The organism is Cupriavidus basilensis (assembly GCF_008801925.2).
Lineage (GTDB): Bacteria > Pseudomonadota > Gammaproteobacteria > Burkholderiales > Burkholderiaceae > Cupriavidus > Cupriavidus basilensis.
Map to the genome: position 1 here is coordinate 3,860,012 of NZ_CP062803.1, position 17,739 is coordinate 3,877,750.

The 17,739-nt window shown below is 67.3% G+C and carries 15 protein-coding genes; 8 read left to right on the forward strand and 7 right to left on the reverse strand.

The features are described from left to right. Positions 1-6 precede the first annotated feature (6 nt). Positions 7-1,635, forward strand: a complete 1,629-nt coding sequence (locus F7R26_RS17725) for an MFS transporter (protein ID WP_150986851.1) — start codon at positions 7-9, stop codon at positions 1,633-1,635. On the opposite strand, the gene F7R26_RS17730 is transcribed toward F7R26_RS17725, so the two are convergent. Together F7R26_RS17730 and F7R26_RS17735 are read right to left on the reverse strand one after the other, a co-directional pair. Continuing rightward, positions 1,632-1,889 (reverse strand): DUF6388 family protein, encoded by a 258-nt coding sequence (locus F7R26_RS17730; RefSeq protein ID WP_150986850.1) that lies wholly within the window; start codon positions 1,887-1,889, stop codon positions 1,632-1,634. The genes F7R26_RS17725 and F7R26_RS17730 overlap by 4 nt on opposite strands. Before the next feature lie 162 nt (positions 1,890-2,051). Further along, on the reverse strand, positions 2,052-2,450 hold the full coding sequence (locus F7R26_RS17735) for a hypothetical protein (protein ID WP_150986849.1): 399 nt from the start codon (positions 2,448-2,450) through the stop codon (positions 2,052-2,054). Between the two features lie 315 nt (positions 2,451-2,765). On the opposite strand from F7R26_RS17735, the gene F7R26_RS17740 reads away from it, so the two are divergent. Both F7R26_RS17740 and F7R26_RS17745 read left to right on the forward strand, forming a co-directional pair. Next, positions 2,766-3,344, forward strand: coding sequence for a BPSL1445 family SYLF domain-containing lipoprotein (locus F7R26_RS17740; RefSeq protein ID WP_150986848.1), 579 nt, complete (start codon positions 2,766-2,768; stop codon positions 3,342-3,344). A gap of 173 nt (positions 3,345-3,517) precedes the next feature. Beyond that, the gene (locus tag F7R26_RS17745) at positions 3,518-4,417 is read left to right on the forward strand and encodes a recombination-associated protein RdgC (protein WP_150986847.1); all 900 of its coding nucleotides are present in this window, start codon (positions 3,518-3,520) and stop codon (positions 4,415-4,417) included. Positions 4,418-4,459: 42 nt separating this feature from the next. Here the strand turns inward: F7R26_RS17745 and F7R26_RS17750 are convergent, their stop codons facing one another. Continuing rightward, positions 4,460-5,344 carry an IclR family transcriptional regulator gene (locus F7R26_RS17750; RefSeq protein WP_416351287.1) on the reverse strand — a complete coding sequence of 295 codons (885 nt, stop codon included), beginning with the start codon at positions 5,342-5,344 and terminating at the stop codon, positions 4,460-4,462. Between the two features lie 151 nt (positions 5,345-5,495). Here F7R26_RS17750 and F7R26_RS17755 point away from each other — a divergent pair, with 151 nt between their 5' ends. Further along, positions 5,496-6,479: a Bug family tripartite tricarboxylate transporter substrate binding protein gene (locus tag F7R26_RS17755; protein WP_150986846.1), complete on the forward strand. Its 984-nt coding sequence runs from the start codon at positions 5,496-5,498 to the stop codon at positions 6,477-6,479. A 54-nt stretch (positions 6,480-6,533) separates the two neighbouring features. Next, positions 6,534-8,882, forward strand: coding sequence for a cytochrome P450/oxidoreductase (locus F7R26_RS17760; protein ID WP_150986845.1), 2,349 nt, complete (start codon positions 6,534-6,536; stop codon positions 8,880-8,882). A 13-nt stretch (positions 8,883-8,895) separates the two neighbouring features. Here the strand turns inward: F7R26_RS17760 and F7R26_RS17765 are convergent, their stop codons facing one another. Next, positions 8,896-9,522 carry a glutathione S-transferase family protein gene (locus F7R26_RS17765; protein WP_150986844.1) on the reverse strand — a complete coding sequence of 209 codons (627 nt, stop codon included), beginning with the start codon at positions 9,520-9,522 and terminating at the stop codon, positions 8,896-8,898. A gap of 249 nt (positions 9,523-9,771) precedes the next feature. Here F7R26_RS17765 and F7R26_RS17770 point away from each other — a divergent pair, with 249 nt between their 5' ends. After that, complete coding sequence (locus F7R26_RS17770; RefSeq protein ID WP_150986843.1) at positions 9,772-10,617, forward strand: helix-turn-helix transcriptional regulator; 846 nt, start codon at positions 9,772-9,774, stop codon at positions 10,615-10,617. Between the two features lie 8 nt (positions 10,618-10,625). Here the strand turns inward: F7R26_RS17770 and F7R26_RS17775 are convergent, their stop codons facing one another. Continuing rightward, positions 10,626-11,546, reverse strand: a complete 921-nt coding sequence (locus F7R26_RS17775; protein WP_150986842.1) for a LysR family transcriptional regulator — start codon at positions 11,544-11,546, stop codon at positions 10,626-10,628. A gap of 126 nt (positions 11,547-11,672) precedes the next feature. Between F7R26_RS17775 and F7R26_RS17780 the strand changes: the two genes are divergently transcribed. Then, a complete protein-coding gene (locus F7R26_RS17780; protein WP_150986841.1) occupies positions 11,673-12,596 on the forward strand; it encodes a DMT family transporter in 924 nt (307 codons plus the stop codon). Positions 12,597-12,670: 74 nt separating this feature from the next. After that, entirely contained in the window at positions 12,671-12,997 is a 327-nt protein-coding gene (locus F7R26_RS17785; RefSeq protein ID WP_150986840.1) for a thioredoxin family protein, read from the forward strand. A 117-nt stretch (positions 12,998-13,114) separates the two neighbouring features. Here F7R26_RS17785 and F7R26_RS17790 read toward each other — a convergent pair whose 3' ends face one another. After that, entirely contained in the window at positions 13,115-14,317 is a 1,203-nt protein-coding gene (locus tag F7R26_RS17790) for a ribonucleotide-diphosphate reductase subunit beta (protein WP_150986839.1), read from the reverse strand. A gap of 83 nt (positions 14,318-14,400) precedes the next feature. After that, the gene (locus tag F7R26_RS17795) at positions 14,401-17,343 is read right to left on the reverse strand and encodes a ribonucleoside-diphosphate reductase subunit alpha (protein ID WP_150986838.1); all 2,943 of its coding nucleotides are present in this window, start codon (positions 17,341-17,343) and stop codon (positions 14,401-14,403) included. Positions 17,344-17,739: the final 396 nt, after the last annotated feature.

Consider the following 17,739-nt stretch of genomic DNA (forward strand, 5'->3'; position numbering starts at 1 on the left):
CTGAGCATGCCCACCACGCCGCTGGCCCAGAGCCCGTGCGACGACGCAGCGCTGCGCGCCGCCCCTGGCGGGCCACCCTGCGCCAGGGCCGACGAACCGTGGGTGCTGGCCGCCACCATCCTGGCGTCGAGCATGGCCTTCATCGATGGCACCGTGGTCAACGTGGCCCTGCCCGCGCTGCAAAAGGATTTCGACGCGAGCCTGGGCGGCATGCAGTGGGTGGTGGAAGCCTATGCGTTGCTACTGGCAGCCTTGCTGCTGGTGGGCGGCGCCTGCGGTGACCGCTTCGGGCGCCGTCGCGTGTTTGCGCTGGGCGTGGCGGTTTTCGCAGCCAGCTCGGCCTGGTGCGGGCTGGCCGGCAACATTGGCCACCTGGTCGCCGCGCGGGCCGCGCAGGGCGTGGGCGCGGCGTTGCTGGTGCCAGGCAGCCTGGCGTTGCTGTCGGCCTCGTTCGATGCGAGCCGGCGGGGCAAGGCCATCGGCACCTGGTCCGGCGCCACCGCCATGACCACCGCGCTCGGGCCCGTGGTGGGCGGCTGGCTGATCGAGCATCTGTCGTGGCGCGCCGCCTTCCTGGTCAACCTGCCACTGGCGGCGGCGGTGCTGGCCATCGTATTCTGGCGCGTGCCGGAAAGCCGCGCACCGCAGCATCCCGGTGGACTCGACTGGCCCGGCAGCCTGCTCGCCGCGTTGGGGCTGGGTGGCGTGGTCTACGGCCTGATCGAGTCACCGGCGCGGGGCTGGAGCCACCCGGCCGTGTGGATGCCGTCTGCCGCCGGCCTTGTTGCGCTCGGGTTGTTCGTGCTGGTGGAGGCCCGCGTGGCCAACCCTGTGATGCCGCCCGCGCTGTTCCGCTCGCGCGCTTTCCTGGGTGCCAACCTGCTCACCTTGCTGCTCTACGCGGCGCTGGGGGGCGGCCTGTTCTTCTTCCCGCTCAACCTGATCCAGGTGCAGGGCTATTCGTCGACGCAGGCCGGCGCTGCCCTGCTGCCGTTCATCCTGCTGATGTTCCTGCTGTCCGGCTGGGCCGGCGGGCTGGTGGACCGGCATGGCGCACGCAAGCCGCTGATCGTGGGCCCGCTGGTAGCGGCAGCGGGTTTCGCGCTGTTTGCGTTGCCCGGTGCCGCCGCCAGCGGCGGCAGCTACTGGCTGACCTTCTTTCCCGCGGTGCTGGTGCTTGGCGCGGGCATGACGATCAGCGTGGCGCCGCTGACCACCACCGTCATGAACGCCGTGCCGCTTGGCTCGGCGGGCACGGCGTCCGGCATCAACAATGCGGCGGCACGCGTGGCCACGCTGCTGGCGATTGCCATGCTGGGGATCGTGATGGTCGGCGTGTTCGACTACCGGCTGGACCGCGCGCTTGGCCAGTCGGTGGCCAGCGGCGCGGTGTCAGTGCAGGTGGCGCGGTCCGTGCAGGCGCAACGTGCGAAACTCGCCGCCATCGCGCTGCCGGCGGCCACGGACCCGCAGGTAAAAGCGGCCGTCCGGCGGGCGGTGGACAGCGCCTTCGTGGCAGGATTTCGCTGGGTCATGCTGCTGTCGGCGCTGCTGGCTGCCGGCGGCGCAGCATGCGCCTGGGCGTTCCTGAGCCCGGCGCACGGCAAGACCGGCACCGGGAATGCCGGCGGCTAGCGCGTCTGGCGCCGCGGCGCCGGCGCCGCGCGCTCGCCCAGGTACACCAGCAGCAGCTCCTCGGCGGTGAGGCACCGGAGCCTGGCTTCGCGGCCGATGGCGCGCTCCAGCTCCGAGAGCTGAAAGGCTTCCACGCTCATGCCGACGGCTTGCGCGTGGCGCGGGGTGATGAACTTGAGCAGCGCCACCACTTCGGGGTTGTCGGCGAGAAAACGCTCGTGGGCAAGTTGCAAGCGTTCGGGGGAAAGAGTCATCGGGAAGGGACCGCAATAAGGTGGGTGCAAGGTGGGTGGGGCGCGACGTGCCGGTGAGCAGGCACGAGGCAGGAATGCGCGCCAGCGTCCGCGCATTACACCACAGCCGTGCCGGTGCCCCGACCGCAGCGCTACCGGAACGCAAGCGCAGGCCTCGCCGCGTTATTGCGCCTTGGCGGTATAGCGCTCCCGCTCGACATAGCGGACCAGGTAGCTGCGGGTCTTGGCTTCGGTATCCTGGCTCACCCGGTCAGCGGCCTGGCGCGCGCCATCGCGCCCATGCGAGGACACCATCTGTGCATCCAGGTAGTCGCGAAACGCCGTGTGCATGGCGTCGAGCCGGGGCCGGCACGCCTTGAGCGCCGCGCTGGTGAGATCCTGCGCAGAGGCGCTGCTGGCCATGCCGGCATCGGCCTGGTCCTTGGCGCAAGTGGTATAGGCAGCACGCAGCGACTGCCACTGCTCGTTGGCTTCGCTGACGGCTTGCGGATCGGCGGGCGCGCGCGAGGCGCAGGCTGCTGCCAGCAGCGTAACGGGGATGAGAGCGAGAACGGATTTCATGTTGCATGGACCTGCGGCGCACGCCGGGGTTCCTGGACTGCCGGGAATGCCCCCCGACAAAGCCGCGGCCGCAGTGTAGGACAGGCACGCATCAAAAATGCAGCCCCCGTCCTACAGCATTGAGCGCACGCACTTTGTATATTTTACAGAAGCGGGGAGAGGTCCATCGGCATTCGGGGAAAACCCCATGACCTGGCTGGCCACATGAATTCACGTTTCTACAAGTGCCGATTACGCCTATCCTTCATGTGACGTGCGTAGCGTGGCTCCGGGCTATCCGGTGCGGTGAGAGGTAAAACAATCAGGAGAGTGAGTATGGAACGCAGATCGTTTCTGACGGTAGGGGCTGGACTGGTGGTGGCAAGTTCAGGCCTGCTGGGCGCGTGTACGACCACACCCAATGCGCCCACCGACAAGGCCGCCAAGCGCCGCGAGATCGATGGCGGCGTGGATGGTACGCTCAACAAGCTGTACGAGACGGCGAAGGGTTCACGCGAACTCGCCAACCGCGCGCGCGGCATCCTGGTCTTCCCCAACGTCCTCTCGGCCGGCTTCTTCGTGGGCGGCGAATATGGCGATGGCGCACTGCGCGCGGGCGGCGCCAACCGTGGCTATTACCGTCTCATCACGGGCTCGTTCGGCTTTCAGTTCGGGGCACAGTCCAAGGCCGTCATCCTGATGTTCATTACGCAGGATGCATTCGACAAGTTCGTCGCCAGCAGCGGCTGGACCGCTGGCGTGGACGCTACCGTGGCACTGGCCAAGATTGGCGCCAATGGCACCCTGGACACCAATACCGCCCAGCAGCCCGTGGTTGGCTTCGTGGTCACCAACGCGGGCCTGATGGCCGGCGTGAGCCTGGAAGGCTCGAAGATCAGCAAGCTCGACATCTGAGGCCACGCAGCGTGCCGGCCTGTATGCGGGGGCCGGGTTGCGAAGGCAGCCCGGCCCCTGACTTTTTCCGGCCCTGCCGGCACGGCGCCGCCGCACCAGCCAGACTCCCTCACGCATTGTTACCGCATGCGCCACGCTAACCGGCTAGAATCCGTCCCTTTGGCCGAATTCACATGTGGTTCAAGAATCTCCAGCTGCACCGTCTGTCCGCACCGTGGTCCCTCGCCGCCGAAGAGGTCGAGGAGTGCCTGGCGCGCCACGCATTTTTCCCTGGCACCAGCCTGGAGATGCAAACCCAGGGCTGGGCCTCGCCGCGTGACAACGGCGCGCTCGTCCACCAGGTCGGCAAGCAGTTGCTGCTGACCATGCGCACCGAAAAGAAGCTGCTGCCCTCCACCGTGGTCAACCAGGTCACCAAGGCCCGCGCCGTGGAACTGGAAGAGCAGCAAGGCTTCAAGCCGGGCCGCAAGCAGATGCGCGAGCTCAAGGAGCAGGTCACCGAAGAACTGCTGCCGCGCGCGTTCAGCATCCGGCGCGACACCCGCGTGTGGATCGACCCGGTCAACGGCTGGCTCGCCATCGACGCTGCCGCCCCGGCCAAGGCCGATGAAGTGCGCGGCATGCTGTTCAAGGCCATCGACCCGCTGCCGCTGGACAACCTGCATGTGAACCAGTCGCCGGTCACCGCCATGACCGACTGGCTGGCCACCGACACGGCCCCGGCCGGCTTCACCCTCGACCAGGAAATGGAGCTGCAGTCCAGCGCCGAGAGCAAGGCCACGGTGCGTTATGTGCGCCATCCGCTGGATGCCGAGGACCTGCGCCGCCACATTGCCGCCGGCAAGCGCTGCACGCGCCTGGCGATGACCTGGAACGACCGCGTGTCCTTCGTGCTCACCGAGTCGCTGACCATCAAGCGCGTGGCCCCGCTGGACGTGATCAAGGAGCAGGCCGACCCGAGCGCCCGCGACGACGAAGAACGCTTCGACGGCGACTTCACCATGATGGCCGGCGAACTGGCCAACCTGCTGTCGGACCTGACCGCCGCGCTCGGCGGCGAACGCAAGCTGTAAGCCAGCGCGTCAGCGGGCCGCCCAGGCCGGTTCAACCTGGATTCAGGCGCCGCCGCCCGGCGGCGCCGCGCCGTAGCCCAGCAACCTGCTGGCGACCTGTGCCTCATGGCGCACGGCCACGGCGATGGGCCCATGCATCGACGCATCGAAGCCGCCGGTGGCGCCCAGCGCGGTAAGCACCGCGCAGATGCGGCCCGTGTAGTCGTACAGCGGCGCCGCCACGGCGCTGATGCCCTTCAGGTTGGTATCGCGCACCACCGCGCAGCCGGCGGCTTGCACTTCGCTGCGCAGCACGCCGATGGGGTCATCGCGATCGAGCTGCGCGCGCAGGTCCGCCGGCGCCGCCGCGAGTTCTTCTTCCGCCATCGCCCGCACACGCGGCTCGTCCAGCAAGCCCAGCAGCGCGCGGCCCGTGGCCGACCACAGCATCGGCATCACCGAACCCACCCGCACATTGACCGTCACGGGCAGCCCCGGCTCCTCGAAGCGCACGATGGTCGGGCCCTTGTTGCCCATCACCGCCACAAAGCAGGTCACGTCCAGGCTCTCGCGCAGGCGGACCAGCGACGGCTCGGCGATCCGGATCGGATCGACCTGCCGCATCGCTGCCAGGCCGATCAGCATGGCCTCCACGCCCAGAAAATACTGCTGCGATGCCGACGCCTGCGCCACCAGCCCCTCGTCGATGAGGCTGGCCAGGTAGCGGTGCACCTTGGCCGGGCTCTCGCCGATATGCGCAGCCAGCGCGGTCAGGCTGGCGCGCCCGCCAAGGTTGGCCAGGCCCTTGAGCACGGTCATGCCGGTCTGCGCCGATTGCACGCGCTGGCGGCGCTCGCGCGCCGGCGGTTCAGCAGGCATGGCGGGATCGGCGGGATCGCCTGAGGTGCCTGAGGTACGTGAGGCGCTTGGGTTGGTTCTTGTCTTCATGGGCGGAGATTCTAGTGCCGTGCATGGCGCGGCGGCATCAATCCCACGTTAACCCGCATCGCCATATTACGCAATGCGTATATCATTTACGCATAACAACGCCGGACCGCGCCACGCTTCGACCGGCACCCAAACGGGAACAGGAGACAAGATGATCACCATTCGCAAATGCATCGCCGCAGGCCTTGGCCTGGCCGCCATCCCCATGCTGGCTGCCACCGCTGCCGCCGAGCCGGCCTACCCCGCCAAGCCGGTGCGCTGGATCGTGCCGTACGCAGCCGGCGGCGGCTCAGACTTCCTGGCGCGCTCCATCGGCCAGGCCCTCTCGGCCCGGCTTGGCCAGCCCGTGCTGGTGGACAACAAGCCGGGGGGCAATACCGCGATCGGCGCAGCGGAAACCGCACGCGCGCCGGCGGACGGCTACACGGTGCTGTCGGCGGACAACGGCACGCTGGTGTTCAACCCGGCGCTGTACAAAACGCTTTCCTACAACCCGGTCAAGGACCTGGCGCCAGTCACCTTGCTGGGCCGCTTTCCGATGATCCTGGTGGTGGGGCCGGGCATGAACGTCAACACCGTGCAGGAGTTCGTCGCCCGCGCCAAATCCAAGCCGGGCGGCATCGACTACGCCTCGGCCGGTGCCGGCAGCCCGCACCATCTCGCCATGGAACTGCTCAAGGTGGAGGCAGGGCTGAACATGGTCCACGCCCCCTATCGCGGCGCGGCGCCCGCGCTGGCCGACGTGGCCGGCGGCCAGGTCCCGGCCATGATGGTCGACCTGGCCGCGGGCGCGGGTTTCATCAAGGGCGGCAAGGTCAAGGCGCTGGCCGTGGCCAACCCGACCCGCCTGCCTCAGTTGCCGGACGTGCCGACCTTTGCCGAGGCAGGCTACAAGAACGTGGAGGCCGCCGCGCTGGTGGGCATGGTGGTGCCGGCCGCCACGCCGCCGGAGATCGTCGCCACGCTGAACAAGCAGGTGGTGGCCGCGATCAAGGATCCGGGCGTGAACAAGCGGCTGGTGGACTTCGGCGTGGAACCGGTCGGCAACACGCCCGCGCAATACGCCGAACTGCTGCGCAGCGAGACCACGCGCTGGCACAAGCTGATCCGCGACCTGAAGATCACGCTGGAGTAACCGCGGCGCACCGCACCCGCCCCCCCCTGCCAACGAGAACACGGAGCAACAAGCATGGCCAACGCCACCCCCAATCCATACGCCTCGGGATGTCCCGTTGACCATCACTTGCTGACAGCGCAGCGCTCGCCCACCGGCTGCCCGGTCAGCCCGGGCGCGGCCAGCTTCGATCCCTTCGAGGACGGCTACCAGCAGGACCCGCCCGAGTACGTGCGCTGGGCGCGCGAGCGGGAGCCGGTCTTCTACAGCCCCAGGCTGGGCTACTGGGTGGTGACGCGCTACGACGACATCAAGGCGATCTTCCGCGACAACCTCACCTTCAGCCCCTCCATCGCGCTGGAGAAGATCACGCCGACGGGGCCGGAAGCCAACGCCGTGCTGGCGTCCTACGGCTACGCCATGAACCGCACGCTGGTCAACGAGGACGAGCCTGCGCACATGCCGCGCCGCCGCGTGCTGATGGCGCCGTTTACGCCCGAGGAACTCAAGCATCACGAGCCCATGGTGCGCAAGCTCGCGCGCGAGTATGTCGACCGCTTTGTCGACGACGGCCGCGCCGACCTGGTCGACCAGATGCTGTGGGAAGTACCGCTGACCGTGGCGCTGCATTTTCTCGGCGTGCCCGAGGAAGACATGGACCTGCTGCGCAAGTATTCCATCGCGCATACCGTCAATACCTGGGGCCGGCCCAGGCCGCAGGAGCAGGTCGAAGTCGCGCACGCCGTAGGCAACTTCTGGCAACTGGCCGGCAAGATCCTCGACAAGATGCGGCAGGACCCGTCCGGCCCGGGCTGGATGCGCTATGGCATCCGCAAGCAGGTGGAGTATCCGGAGATCGTCACCGACTCCTACCTGCACTCGATGATGATGGCCGGCATTGTCGCCGCGCATGAAACCACGGCCAACGCCACGGCCAATGCCATGAAGCTGCTGCTGCAGCATCCGCGCGCCTGGCAAGAGATCTGCGAAGACCCGGGCCTGATCCCGAACGCGGTAGAGGAATGCCTGCGGCACAACGGCTCGGTGGCGGCCTGGCGGCGCCTGGCCACGCGCGACGTGCAGGTAGGCGGCGTCGACATTCCCGCCGGCGCCAAGCTGCTGATCGTGACGTCCTCGGCCAACCACGACGAGCGGCACTTCGCCGATGCGGATCTCTTCGACATCCGCCGCGAGAACGCCAGCGACCAGCTCACCTTCGGCTACGGCTCGCACCAGTGCATGGGCAAGAACCTGGCGCGCATGGAGATGCAGGTCTTCCTGGAGGAGCTCACGCGGCGCCTGCCCCATATGCGCCTGGCGGAGCAGCGATTCAGCTACGTGCCAAACACCTCGTTCCGCGGGCCCGAGCACGTGTGGGTGGAATGGGATCCGAAGCAAAACCCCGAGCGCGCCAACCCCGCGCTACTAGAAGTACAAGTGCCGGTGCGCATTGGCGAGCCGTTGGGGCATGCAATCAGCCGGCCGGTGGTGGTGGCCAGCGTGACCCAGGCGGCCGAGGGCATTGTCAGGCTGCGGCTGGTGTCGCCCGATGGCAAGCCGATGCCGCGCTGGGCGCCGGGCTCGCACATCGACGTGGAATGCGCAGGCACCGGACTGTCGCGGCAATACTCGCTGTGCGGCGACCCGGACGACAGCGGTGCGCTGGAGATCGCCGTGCTGCGCGAAGCGCAAGGCCGTGGCGGCTCCGCTTGGGTGCATGACAGCGTCAAGGCCGGCGACCGGCTGAAGATCCGCGGCCCGCGCAACCATTTCCGGCTGGATGAGGCCGCGGGCAAGCTGATCCTGATCGCCGGGGGCATCGGCATCACGCCCGTCAGCGCCATGGCGCGGCGTGCCAAGGCGCTCGGCATGGACTACACCTTGCACTACAGCGGGCGCTCGCGCGCGTCCATGGCACTGCTCGACGAGCTCATCGCGCTGCACGGCGACCGCCTGCATGTCTACGCCAAGGATGAAGGCAAGCGCAACGATCTCGCCAGCCTGCTCGGGCAGCCCCAGGCGGATACGCAGATCTACGCCTGCGGCCCCGCGCGCATGCTGGCGGCACTGCAGGAACAGTGCGCCGGCTGGCCCGCCGACGCGCTGCGCATCGAGCATTTCGAGTCGGCGCTGGCCACGCTGGACCCCGGCCAGGAGCAGGCGTTCGAAGCCGAGCTGAAGGACTCCGGCATCGTCGTCGCGGTCGCCCCGGGCCAGACGCTGCTGGCCGCGCTGCGCGCCGCCAACATCGACATGCAAAGCGATTGCGAGGAAGGCCTGTGCGGCTCCTGCGAGGTGCGCGTGCTGGCCGGCGAAATCGACCACCGCGACGTGGTGCTCACGCGCGCGGAGCGCGAGGCCAACGCCAAGATGATGGCCTGCTGCTCGCGCGCGAAATGCCAGCGGATCGTGCTGGAGCTATAAGCGCGGCGCGCGCTCAGCCGCCCTGCTCTGCTGCCAGCTTCGCATCGATGGCACGCGCCCGCGCCACCGCCGGGCGCGCGTTGATGCGGTCGATATAAGCCTGCACCACCGGCGTCGCTTCGACCAGCTTGAACATGGTGGTCCAGGTCAGCGCGGTGCCCCACAGCACGTCGGCCGCGGTGAAGGTGTCGCCCAGCAGGTAGGGGCCTTTTTCCAGCTGGCCCAGCAACGTGCCGATGGTGGTGTCGTAATCGCCGTAAGGGCACATCGTGCGCGGCGTCTCGCGCTGCTGCGAGCGGTCCACCAGCGCCGGCTCGAAGCAGGAACCGTAGAACACCATCCAGCGCAGGTAAGGCCCGCGCAGCGGATCGGTCAGCGCGGGCGCCAGCCTCGCCTGCGGGAACAGGTCGGCCAGAAAGATGAACACGGCCGCCTGCTCCGTCACCAGCGCATCGCCATAGCAGATGGCCGGCACCTTGCCCATCGGATTGATGGCCAGGTAAGCCGGCTCGCGCTGCTCGCCGGCCTTCATGTTGAGCGGGTGGAGACGATACGGCACGCCGAGTTCCTCAAGCAGGGTCAGCGCGCCGGTGGAACGCGTATTGGGCGAATGGAACAGGGTCAGTTCGGGCTGGGACATGGCATTGGCTCCGGGGGAAAAATCATGCAACTCAGGGCGAGGGGCGCGGCGAAGCGCGCCATCGCGGATCAAGCGCAGGCGCCGTCGGGCTTCTTAGGTTGGCGCTGCGCCAGGCCGACATCCACTGCGCGGCGCACGGCGCCGCAATGGCAGCCGCCGGTGTAATGCGTTACGGTCATGGTGGTCTCCGATAGAATTTCGCGCATCTTGCTTGCCTGCCGCAGTCCGTAGTTTTACACCGATATCCCCATGCCCCGATTGGAAAAACGCGACACGCACGCGCCCGTCACCGCTGCGCCCAAGGGCATTGTCGACCCGCTCGGCACGCAACAGCGCATCCGCCTCGGCCGTTACCTCCCGTCGGCGGCGCTGGCACCCTTTGTCGAACATTACTGGATCGTCCAATGGGACCTGGCGGGACACCCGCCGCAGGTGCAGCGCGTGCTGCCCTATCCGAACGCCAACCTGGTATTCGACCGCGGCCAGACAGCGCTCTTCGGCGTGGTGCGCGGCGTGTTCGACCGCACGCTGGAAGGCGCCGGCCACGTGCTCGGCGTGCGCTTTCGGGTGGGCGGCCTGCGCCCCTTGCTGGACGAGCCCGTCTGCGCGCTGACCGACACCACGCGGCCGGCGCGCACGCTGCTGTCATGCGACGCACACCGGGCCGAAATGCTGGTGCTGGATGCCGGCGGCGACGAAGCCATGGTGCGCGCCGCCGAATCGCTGTTGGGCAGCGCGCTGCCGCCGCCCAACCCCGTCGTGGATCAACTGCAGGCCATCGTCGCGCATGCCGCCAGCGCCGAAGGACCCGCCAGCGTGGAGTCGCTGGCGCAGCATGCCGGCATGGGCGTGCGCGCCTTGCAACGGTTGTTCCAGGACTACGTTGGCGTATCGCCCAAGTGGGTGCTGCGCCGCTACCGCCTGCAAGAGGCCGCATGGCGGCTCGCGCGCGGCGAGCCGGTCGGGCTGGCGCAGCTCGCCGCCGAGCTCGGCTACTTCGACCAGGCCCACCTGACGCGAGATTTCACCAGGCTGGTGGGCGTATCCCCGGGCGACTACCAGCGCTCGCAGCAGGGGCCGGCCGGCGCACGCTGAGCGGCAAGTCAGCCCGCGCTGCCGATGTGCGCGGCCAGGTAATCGATCAACGCCCGCACCTTGGGCGGCAGGAAGCGGTTGGGCGGATAGAGCAGCCACACCGTCCCCACGTAGGCGCGTGCCTGCAATTCCCAGTCGGGCAACACCCGCACCAGTTCGCCGGCCTGCAAGGCAAGGGCCGCGGTAAACTCGGGCAGGCTGGCGATGCCAAGATCCTGCTGCGCCGCTTCCAGCCGCGCGCCGGCGTGGTTGGCGACATAGCGCCCGCTCACCGTCACGGTCTGCGTCTCGGTGTCACGGCGCAAGCGCCAGCGGTTGTCGTCGGCGGTTTCCCCCAGGTACAGGCAATCATGCTCCGCCAGATCGCGCGGCTGCGCGGGCGTGCCGCGTGCGCGCAGATAGGCGGGCGAGGCGCACAGCACCCAGCGCACCGCGCCCAGGCGCCGCCCGGCCAGGCCGGGCGGCGGGTGCTCGGTCAGCCGGATCACCAGGTCGAGGTCGTCGGCGAGGGGATCGGTCTCGTGGTCGGTAAACAGCAACTGCAGGTCCACTTCCGGATAAGCCTGCAGGAAAGCCGGTACCAGCGGATGGATCACCGTCTTGGCAAATGCAGTCGGCGCGCTGACGCTGACCCTGCCCTGCGGCCGGCCCACCACATGGCCGGCGGCGTCCATCGCCCCCGCCGCGGCGCTCACCACGTCGCGGCAATAGCGGTACACCTCGGCGCCCGATTCCGTCATGCGCACCTTGCGGGTCGAGCGCTCCAGCAAGCGTGTGGCCAATGCCTCCTCCAGACGCTTGATCTGGCGGCTGACGGTGGACGGTGTGCTGCCAAGCTGGCGCGCGGCAACAGAAAAATTGCCCGCGTCGACCACGCGCGCGAACACCGCCATATCGGGCAGCAAGGCAAAGAGATCGGCTTGGTTCATGAGGCGGCTCGCGGCGGGCACAGTGGCGGATTAATGCATATGCAGCATAAAGGCTTTGCATTCCGACCCGATTATCGTCGTGGATGCAAAGCGGCACAATGCAGGACCGAATGCACAAGGTCCACCATGCCCGCGCCAAGAAAACTGTTACTGCTGTCCGACCTGATGCTGCTCGCGGTCGCCGTGGTCTGGGGCAGCAGCTACGGCATCGTCAAGAGCGCACTGGTCTTCTACCCGGTACTCGGCCTGCTGACGCTACGCTTTGGCATCACCTTCGTGGTGCTCTCGCCCACGCTGGCCGGGCTGCGCCGCACCGACGCCGCCACCCTGCGCGGGGTGCTGGGCACCGGGGTGCTGCTGCTCGGCATCTTCCTGTGCGAAACCTTCGGCGTGCTGCTAACGCGCGCCTCCAACGCCGCCTTCCTGATCAGCCTGTGCGTGGTGCTGACGCCGCTGGCAGAGTGGCTGCTGCTCAAGCGCCGTCCAAGCCGCATCGAATGGGCGGCGGTGGCGCTCTCCCTGCTAGGCGCGTGGCTGCTGGCGGGCCACGGCGAACTGGGGTTCAACCTTGGCGACGGGCTGATCCTGGCCGCCGCCGTACTGCGCGCGCTGATGGTCTGCGCGACCAAGCGGCTGGTGCGGGGCCGGTCCATGCCGGCGCTGACGATGACGGCCGTGCAATCCGGCGTGGTCGCCGTCGGCAGCGCGGCCGTGGCACTGGCGCTGGTGCCCGCGCAGTGGCAGCCCCTGCCGTCGTTCTCCGGCCACGCCGCGTTCTGGGGCTGCGTGCTGTGGCTGGTCGCCGCCTGCACGCTATTCGCCTTCTTCGCCCAGAACTATGCCATCCGGCGCAGCAGCCCCACGCGGGTGGCGCTGCTGATGGGCAGCGAGCCCGCCTTCGGCGCGTTGTTCGCCAGCCTGTGGCTGGCAGAGAGCATCTCCGCCACGGCGTGGATCGGCGGCGGGCTGATCGTGGCGGCATCGTTGCTGGCCACGGTGCGCTGGGGCAAGCCCGCGGCCCCCGAGATGCCGCAGGGCTCGCAGGCCTGACAGCAGGATCCGTTGCAGCCAGCCGCGGTCATACAATCCGTGCATGCCCATCTGAACAGGCGAGAGGATTCCCCATGACGATGACTGATGTGTATGGCCTGCGCGAGCCGGCCCGGACCGAAATCGACGCCATCAAAGGCCCGGCCGTGATCGAGTTCGGCGCCCCCTGGTGCGGCTACTGCATGCGGGCGCAGCCCCACCTGGCCAACGCCATGGCCAGCTATCCGGAGGTCGCCCACATCAAGGTCGAGGACGGCAGCGGCAAGCCGCTCGGCCGCTCGTTCCGGATCAAGCTATGGCCCACGCTGGTGTTCATGCGCGACGGCGTGGAGGTGGCGCGCCTGGTGCGGCCGAGCGAGACACGGGCGATCGAGGAAGCGTTGAGACGGATTGCGGGCTGATGCTGGCCCGCACGGCTGATCGCTGACCCCTGATCGCCGATGCAAGCGCAATGAAAAAAGCTCCCGAAGGAGCTTTTTTCTTTCTGCGTGGCGGCATTCACCGCTCGGCGGAAAAACTCAATCCCAGGACAACGCCCCACCGGTCTGATACTCGATGACGCGCGTCTCGAAGAAGTTACGTTCCTTCTTCAGGTCGATCATCTCGCTCATCCACGGGAACGGGTTTTCCTCGTTCGGGAACAGCTGCTCCAGGCCGATCTGCTGGCAGCGGCGGTTGCAGATGAAGCGCAGGTAGCCCTTGAACATCGGTGCGTTCAGGCCCAGCACGCCGCGCGGCATGGTGTCCTCGGCGTAGCGGTATTCGAGGTCCACAGCCTTCTTGAACAGCGCGGTGATCTCTTCCTTGAACTCGGCGGTCCACAGGTGCGGGTTCTCGAGCTTGATCTGGTTGATCAGGTCGATGCCGAAATTGCAGTGCAGGGACTCGTCGCGCAGGATGTACTGGTACTGCTCGGCGGCGCCGGTCATCTTGTTCTGGCGGCCCATGGCCAGGATCTGCGTGAAGCCCACGTAGAAGAACAGGCCTTCCATGATGCAGGCGAACACGATCAGCGACTTGAGCAGCTTCTGGTCGTTCTCCGGCGTGCCGGTCTTGAAGGCCGGGTCGGTCAGCGTGTCGATGAACGGGATCAGGAACTCATCCTTGTCGCGGATCGACTGCACTTCGTGGTACGCATTGAAGATCTCGGCTTCATTGAGCCCGAGCGACTCCACGATGTACTGGTAGGCGTGCGTGTGGATCGCTTCTTCGAAAGCCTGGCGCAGCAGGTACTGGCGGCATTCCGGCGCGGTGATCTGGCGGTAGGTGCCCAGCACGATGTTGTTGGCGGCCAGCGAGTCGGCGGTCACGAAGAAGCCGAGGTTGCGCTTGATCACGCGGCGCTCGTCTTCGGTCAGGCCGTTCGGGTCCTTCCACAGCGCGATGTCGCGCGACATGTTGATTTCCTGCGGCATCCAGTGGTTGGCGCAGCCGGCCAGGTATTTTTCCCAGGCCCACTTGTACTTGAACGGCACCAGCTGGTTGACGTCGGTCGAGCCATTGATGACGCGCTTGTCGGCGGCGTTCACGCGGCGGTCCGTCGGCGCGTCGGACGCCGGCAGGTTGCCGAGGATACCCGTGCCGGCCGGCTGCGTGGCGGCCGGCGGCAGCACGCCGTGCTGGTCGACAGAGCGTGCGGCAGCAGGCGTGGCGGTGGGATTCGGCGCGGGCTGCGGGGCAGCCTGCGGGGTGGCTTGAACGTCGTCGTCCCAGCTCAGCATGGTGTGGTTCTCCGTGGAATGCTTTGGTTTGCCGCTGTCCTCGCCGCGCGAGCCGCGCGGCGAGGATCAGGGCAGGTAATGACTTACTGGCAGGCTTCGCACTCGTCGAAACCGGCGTCGCCCGGGCGCATCGTGCAGACCGCGCCTTCGGCTTCCGGCATGGCCGGTGCGGAGGCGGCGGCCTGGTCGATGCCGGCGGCGCTGATGCCGCCGTCGCTACCCGACGACACGGCGTTGAGCGAGCCGCGCGACACGGTGGACTTCTCCACGTGGGTGGCTGCCATCGTGCGCAGGTAGTACGTGGTCTTCAGGCCGCGCAGCCAGGCCAGCTTGTAGGTGTCGTCCAGCTTCTTGCCCGAGGCGCCGGCCATGTAGATGTTCAGGGACTGCGCCTGGTCGATCCACTTCTGGCGGCGGCTGGCGGCTTCCACCAGCCAGCTCGGCTCGACTTCGAAGGCTGTCGCGTAGATGTCGCGCAGGTCTTGCGGAATGCGGTCGATGCGGGCCAGCTTGCCGTCGAAGTACTTCAGGTCGGCGACCATGACTTCGTCCCACAGGCCGCGTGCCTTCAGGTCGCGCACCAGGTAGTCGTTGACCACCGTGAACTCGCCCGACAGGTTGGACTTGACGTACAGGTTCTGGAAGGTCGGTTCGATGCAGGCCGACACGCCGATGATGTTCGAGATCGTTGCCGTCGGCGCGATCGCGATGCAGTTCGAGTTGCGCATGCCGTGCTGCTTGATGCGCGCGCGCAGGCTGTCCCAGTCCATGGTCGAGGAATGATCCACTTCCAGGTAGCCGCCGCGCTCTTCGGCCAGCAGCTTGAGCGAGTCCTGCGGCAGGATGCCACGATCCCACAGCGAGCCTTCATAGGTGCTGTAGCGCCCGCGTTCTTCCGCCAGCTCGCTGGAGGCGCGGTAGGCGTAGTAGCACACGGCTTCCATCGAGGTGTCGGCGAACTGCACCGCGGCGTCGCTGGCGTACGGCAGGCGCAGCATGTGCAGGCAGTCCTGGAAGCCCATGATGCCCATGCCGACCGGGCGATGGCGCAGGTTGGAGTTGCGTGCCTTCTCGACCGCGTAGTAGTTGATGTCGATCACGTTGTCGAGCATGCGCATCGCGGTGCGGATGGTCTTCTCGAGCTTGGCGTGGTCGAGCACCTGGGTGCCGTCGGCCTGTTGCTTCAGGTGGGCGACCAGGTTCACCGAACCCAGGTTGCAGACGGCGATCTCGCTGTCATTGGTGTTGAGCGTGATTTCCGTGCACAGGTTGGAGCTGTGCACCACGCCCACGTGCTGCTGCGGGCTGCGGATGTTGCACGGATCCTTGAAGGTGATCCAGGGATGGCCGGTCTCGAACAGCATGCCCAGCATCTTGCGCCACAGCTGCATGGCGGGGATCTTCTTGAACAGCTTGAGCTCGCCGCGGGCGGCCTTGGCTTCGTAGCCCAGGTAGGCTTCTTCGAATGCCTTGCCGACCAGGTCGTGCAGGTCCGGGCAGGTGGCGGGCGAGAACAGCGTCCATTCGCCGGCTTCCATCACGCGCTTCATGAACAGGTCGGGAATCCAGTTCGCCGTGTTCATGTCGTGGGTGCGACGGCGATCGTCGCCGGTGTTCTTGCGCAGCTCGAGGAATTCCTCGATGTCCAGGTGCCAGGTTTCCAGGTAGGCGCAGACCGCGCCCTTGCGCTTGCCGCCCTGGTTGACCGCCACGGCGGTGTCGTTGACCACCTTCAGGAACGGCACCACGCCTTGCGACTTGCCGTTGGTGCCCTTGATGTGCGAGCCGAGGGCGCGCACATTGGTCCAGTCGTTGCCCAGGCCGCCGGCGAACTTCGACAGCAGCGCGTTTTCCTTCAGCGCCTCGTAGATGCCTTCCAGGTCATCCGACACGGTGGTCAGGTAGCACGACGACAGCTGCGAGCGGCGGGTGCCCGAGTTGAACAGGGTCGGCGTGGACGACATGAAGTCGAACGACGACAGCAGCTGGTAGAACTCGATGGCTCGCGCTTCGCGGTCCTTCTCGCCCAGCGCCAGGCCCATCGCCACGCGCATGAAGAATGCCTGCGGCATTTCGATGCGGGTCTCGTCGATGTGCAGGAAGTAGCGGTCGTACAGGGTCTGCAGGCCCAGGTAGTTGAACTGGAAGTCGCGCTGGGCGTCCAGTGCCGCACCCAGGCGGGCCAGGTCATAGGTGGCCAGCTTCTCGTCCAGCAGCTCGGCTTCGATGCCGCGCGCGATGAACTTGGGGAAGTAGTCGGCGTAGCGCGACACCATCTCGGTCTGGGTCACTTCGGCGCCCAGGATTTCCTTGCGGATGGTGTGCAGCAGGATACGCGCGGTGACCTGGCTGTAGGCCGGGTCCTTCTCGATCAGGGTACGCGCGGCCAGGATGGCGGAGTCGTAGACCTGGGTCATCGGCACGCCGTCGTACAGGTTCTTCAGCGTTTCCTTCAGGATCGGCTCGGCGCTGACGGCATCGCCAAGGCCCGAGCAGGCGTTGTCGATCAGGCCATGCAGCGCGCCCAGGTCCAGCACGCGGGCCACGCCCGCATCGGTCACGTTGAACGTGGCGCCGCCTTCCTGCACGCGGGCCACCGCCTGGGCGTTTGCCTGGGCGCGTTCCTGGGTGCGCTTCTCGCGGTACAGCACGTAGGCGCGGGCCACTTCATGCTCGCCCGAGCGCATCAGCGCCAGCTCGACGTGATCCTGCACGTCTTCGATATGGAAGGTGCCGCCGTTAGGGCGGCTGCGCAGCAGCGCGCGGACCACATTCTGGGTCACTTGCTCGACCACTTCGCGCACACGCGCCGAAGCGGCACCCTGCCCGCCGTTGACGGCGAGGAAGGCCTTGGTCACCGCAACCGAGATCTTGCTCGGCTCGAACGCCACGACGGCGCCGTTACGTCGGATGATCTTGTAGTCCTGGTAGCTGCCAGCGGCGGCAGTAGCGGGGCTCGACTGCACGTTCGCTGCTGCACCGGCGCCAGCGGCGCCGGTGGAGATTTCGTTCTGGGCTGTCTGCATGAGGAACTCCTGTTCTGACCCGTGTTTTATGAGTGACAAAGAGTCCCGGGCAAAATGCGCAAAAAGGCTCAGACACGCCGGCCGGTCTTACCCGGGAGGGCGCGCTGCGATTGCTGGATTCTGCTGGGACTCTTGTGATGCGCCGGCCCTTCGGCGGACCGCAGCCATTGCTGCGGCGGTAACTGCACACCTAGGCCGGCTCCCCGAAAGCACCACTAGATCTAGTGGTCGATGCGAAAAACTGGACTAAGTATAGTGAAACGGGGCGGATTCACCAGTCTTGACAAGCGCCATTTTGGCGCGAATTCCAGTGCCGGCATGGCATGCGGCGCTGCGCCATACCCGCTAGCCCAAGAGACGCAAGGGAATCCGCCCGACGGTTCGTTACCGCACCGT

Coding starts and splice junctions, on each gene's coding strand:
- F7R26_RS17750 (WP_416351287.1), bottom strand. CDS start 5,344: ATGAAGACAAGAACCAACCCAAGCGCCTCACGTACCTCAGGCACCTCA.
- F7R26_RS17735 (WP_150986849.1), bottom strand. CDS start 2,450: ATGAAATCCGTTCTCGCTCTCATCCCCGTTACGCTGCTGGCAGCAGCC.
- F7R26_RS17725 (WP_150986851.1), top strand. CDS start 7: ATGCCCACCACGCCGCTGGCCCAGAGCCCGTGCGACGACGCAGCGCTG.
- F7R26_RS17770 (WP_150986843.1), top strand. CDS start 9,772: ATGCCCCGATTGGAAAAACGCGACACGCACGCGCCCGTCACCGCTGCG.
- F7R26_RS17780 (WP_150986841.1), top strand. CDS start 11,673: ATGCCCGCGCCAAGAAAACTGTTACTGCTGTCCGACCTGATGCTGCTC.
- F7R26_RS17795 (WP_150986838.1), bottom strand. CDS start 17,343: ATGCAGACAGCCCAGAACGAAATCTCCACCGGCGCCGCTGGCGCCGGT.
- F7R26_RS17745 (WP_150986847.1), top strand. CDS start 3,518: ATGTGGTTCAAGAATCTCCAGCTGCACCGTCTGTCCGCACCGTGGTCC.
- F7R26_RS17790 (WP_150986839.1), bottom strand. CDS start 14,317: ATGCTGAGCTGGGACGACGACGTTCAAGCCACCCCGCAGGCTGCCCCG.
- F7R26_RS17740 (WP_150986848.1), top strand. CDS start 2,766: ATGGAACGCAGATCGTTTCTGACGGTAGGGGCTGGACTGGTGGTGGCA.
- F7R26_RS17785 (WP_150986840.1), top strand. CDS start 12,671: ATGACGATGACTGATGTGTATGGCCTGCGCGAGCCGGCCCGGACCGAA.
- F7R26_RS17755 (WP_150986846.1), top strand. CDS start 5,496: ATGATCACCATTCGCAAATGCATCGCCGCAGGCCTTGGCCTGGCCGCC.
- F7R26_RS17775 (WP_150986842.1), bottom strand. CDS start 11,546: ATGAACCAAGCCGATCTCTTTGCCTTGCTGCCCGATATGGCGGTGTTC.
- F7R26_RS17765 (WP_150986844.1), bottom strand. CDS start 9,522: ATGTCCCAGCCCGAACTGACCCTGTTCCATTCGCCCAATACGCGTTCC.
- F7R26_RS17730 (WP_150986850.1), bottom strand. CDS start 1,889: ATGACTCTTTCCCCCGAACGCTTGCAACTTGCCCACGAGCGTTTTCTC.
- F7R26_RS17760 (WP_150986845.1), top strand. CDS start 6,534: ATGGCCAACGCCACCCCCAATCCATACGCCTCGGGATGTCCCGTTGAC.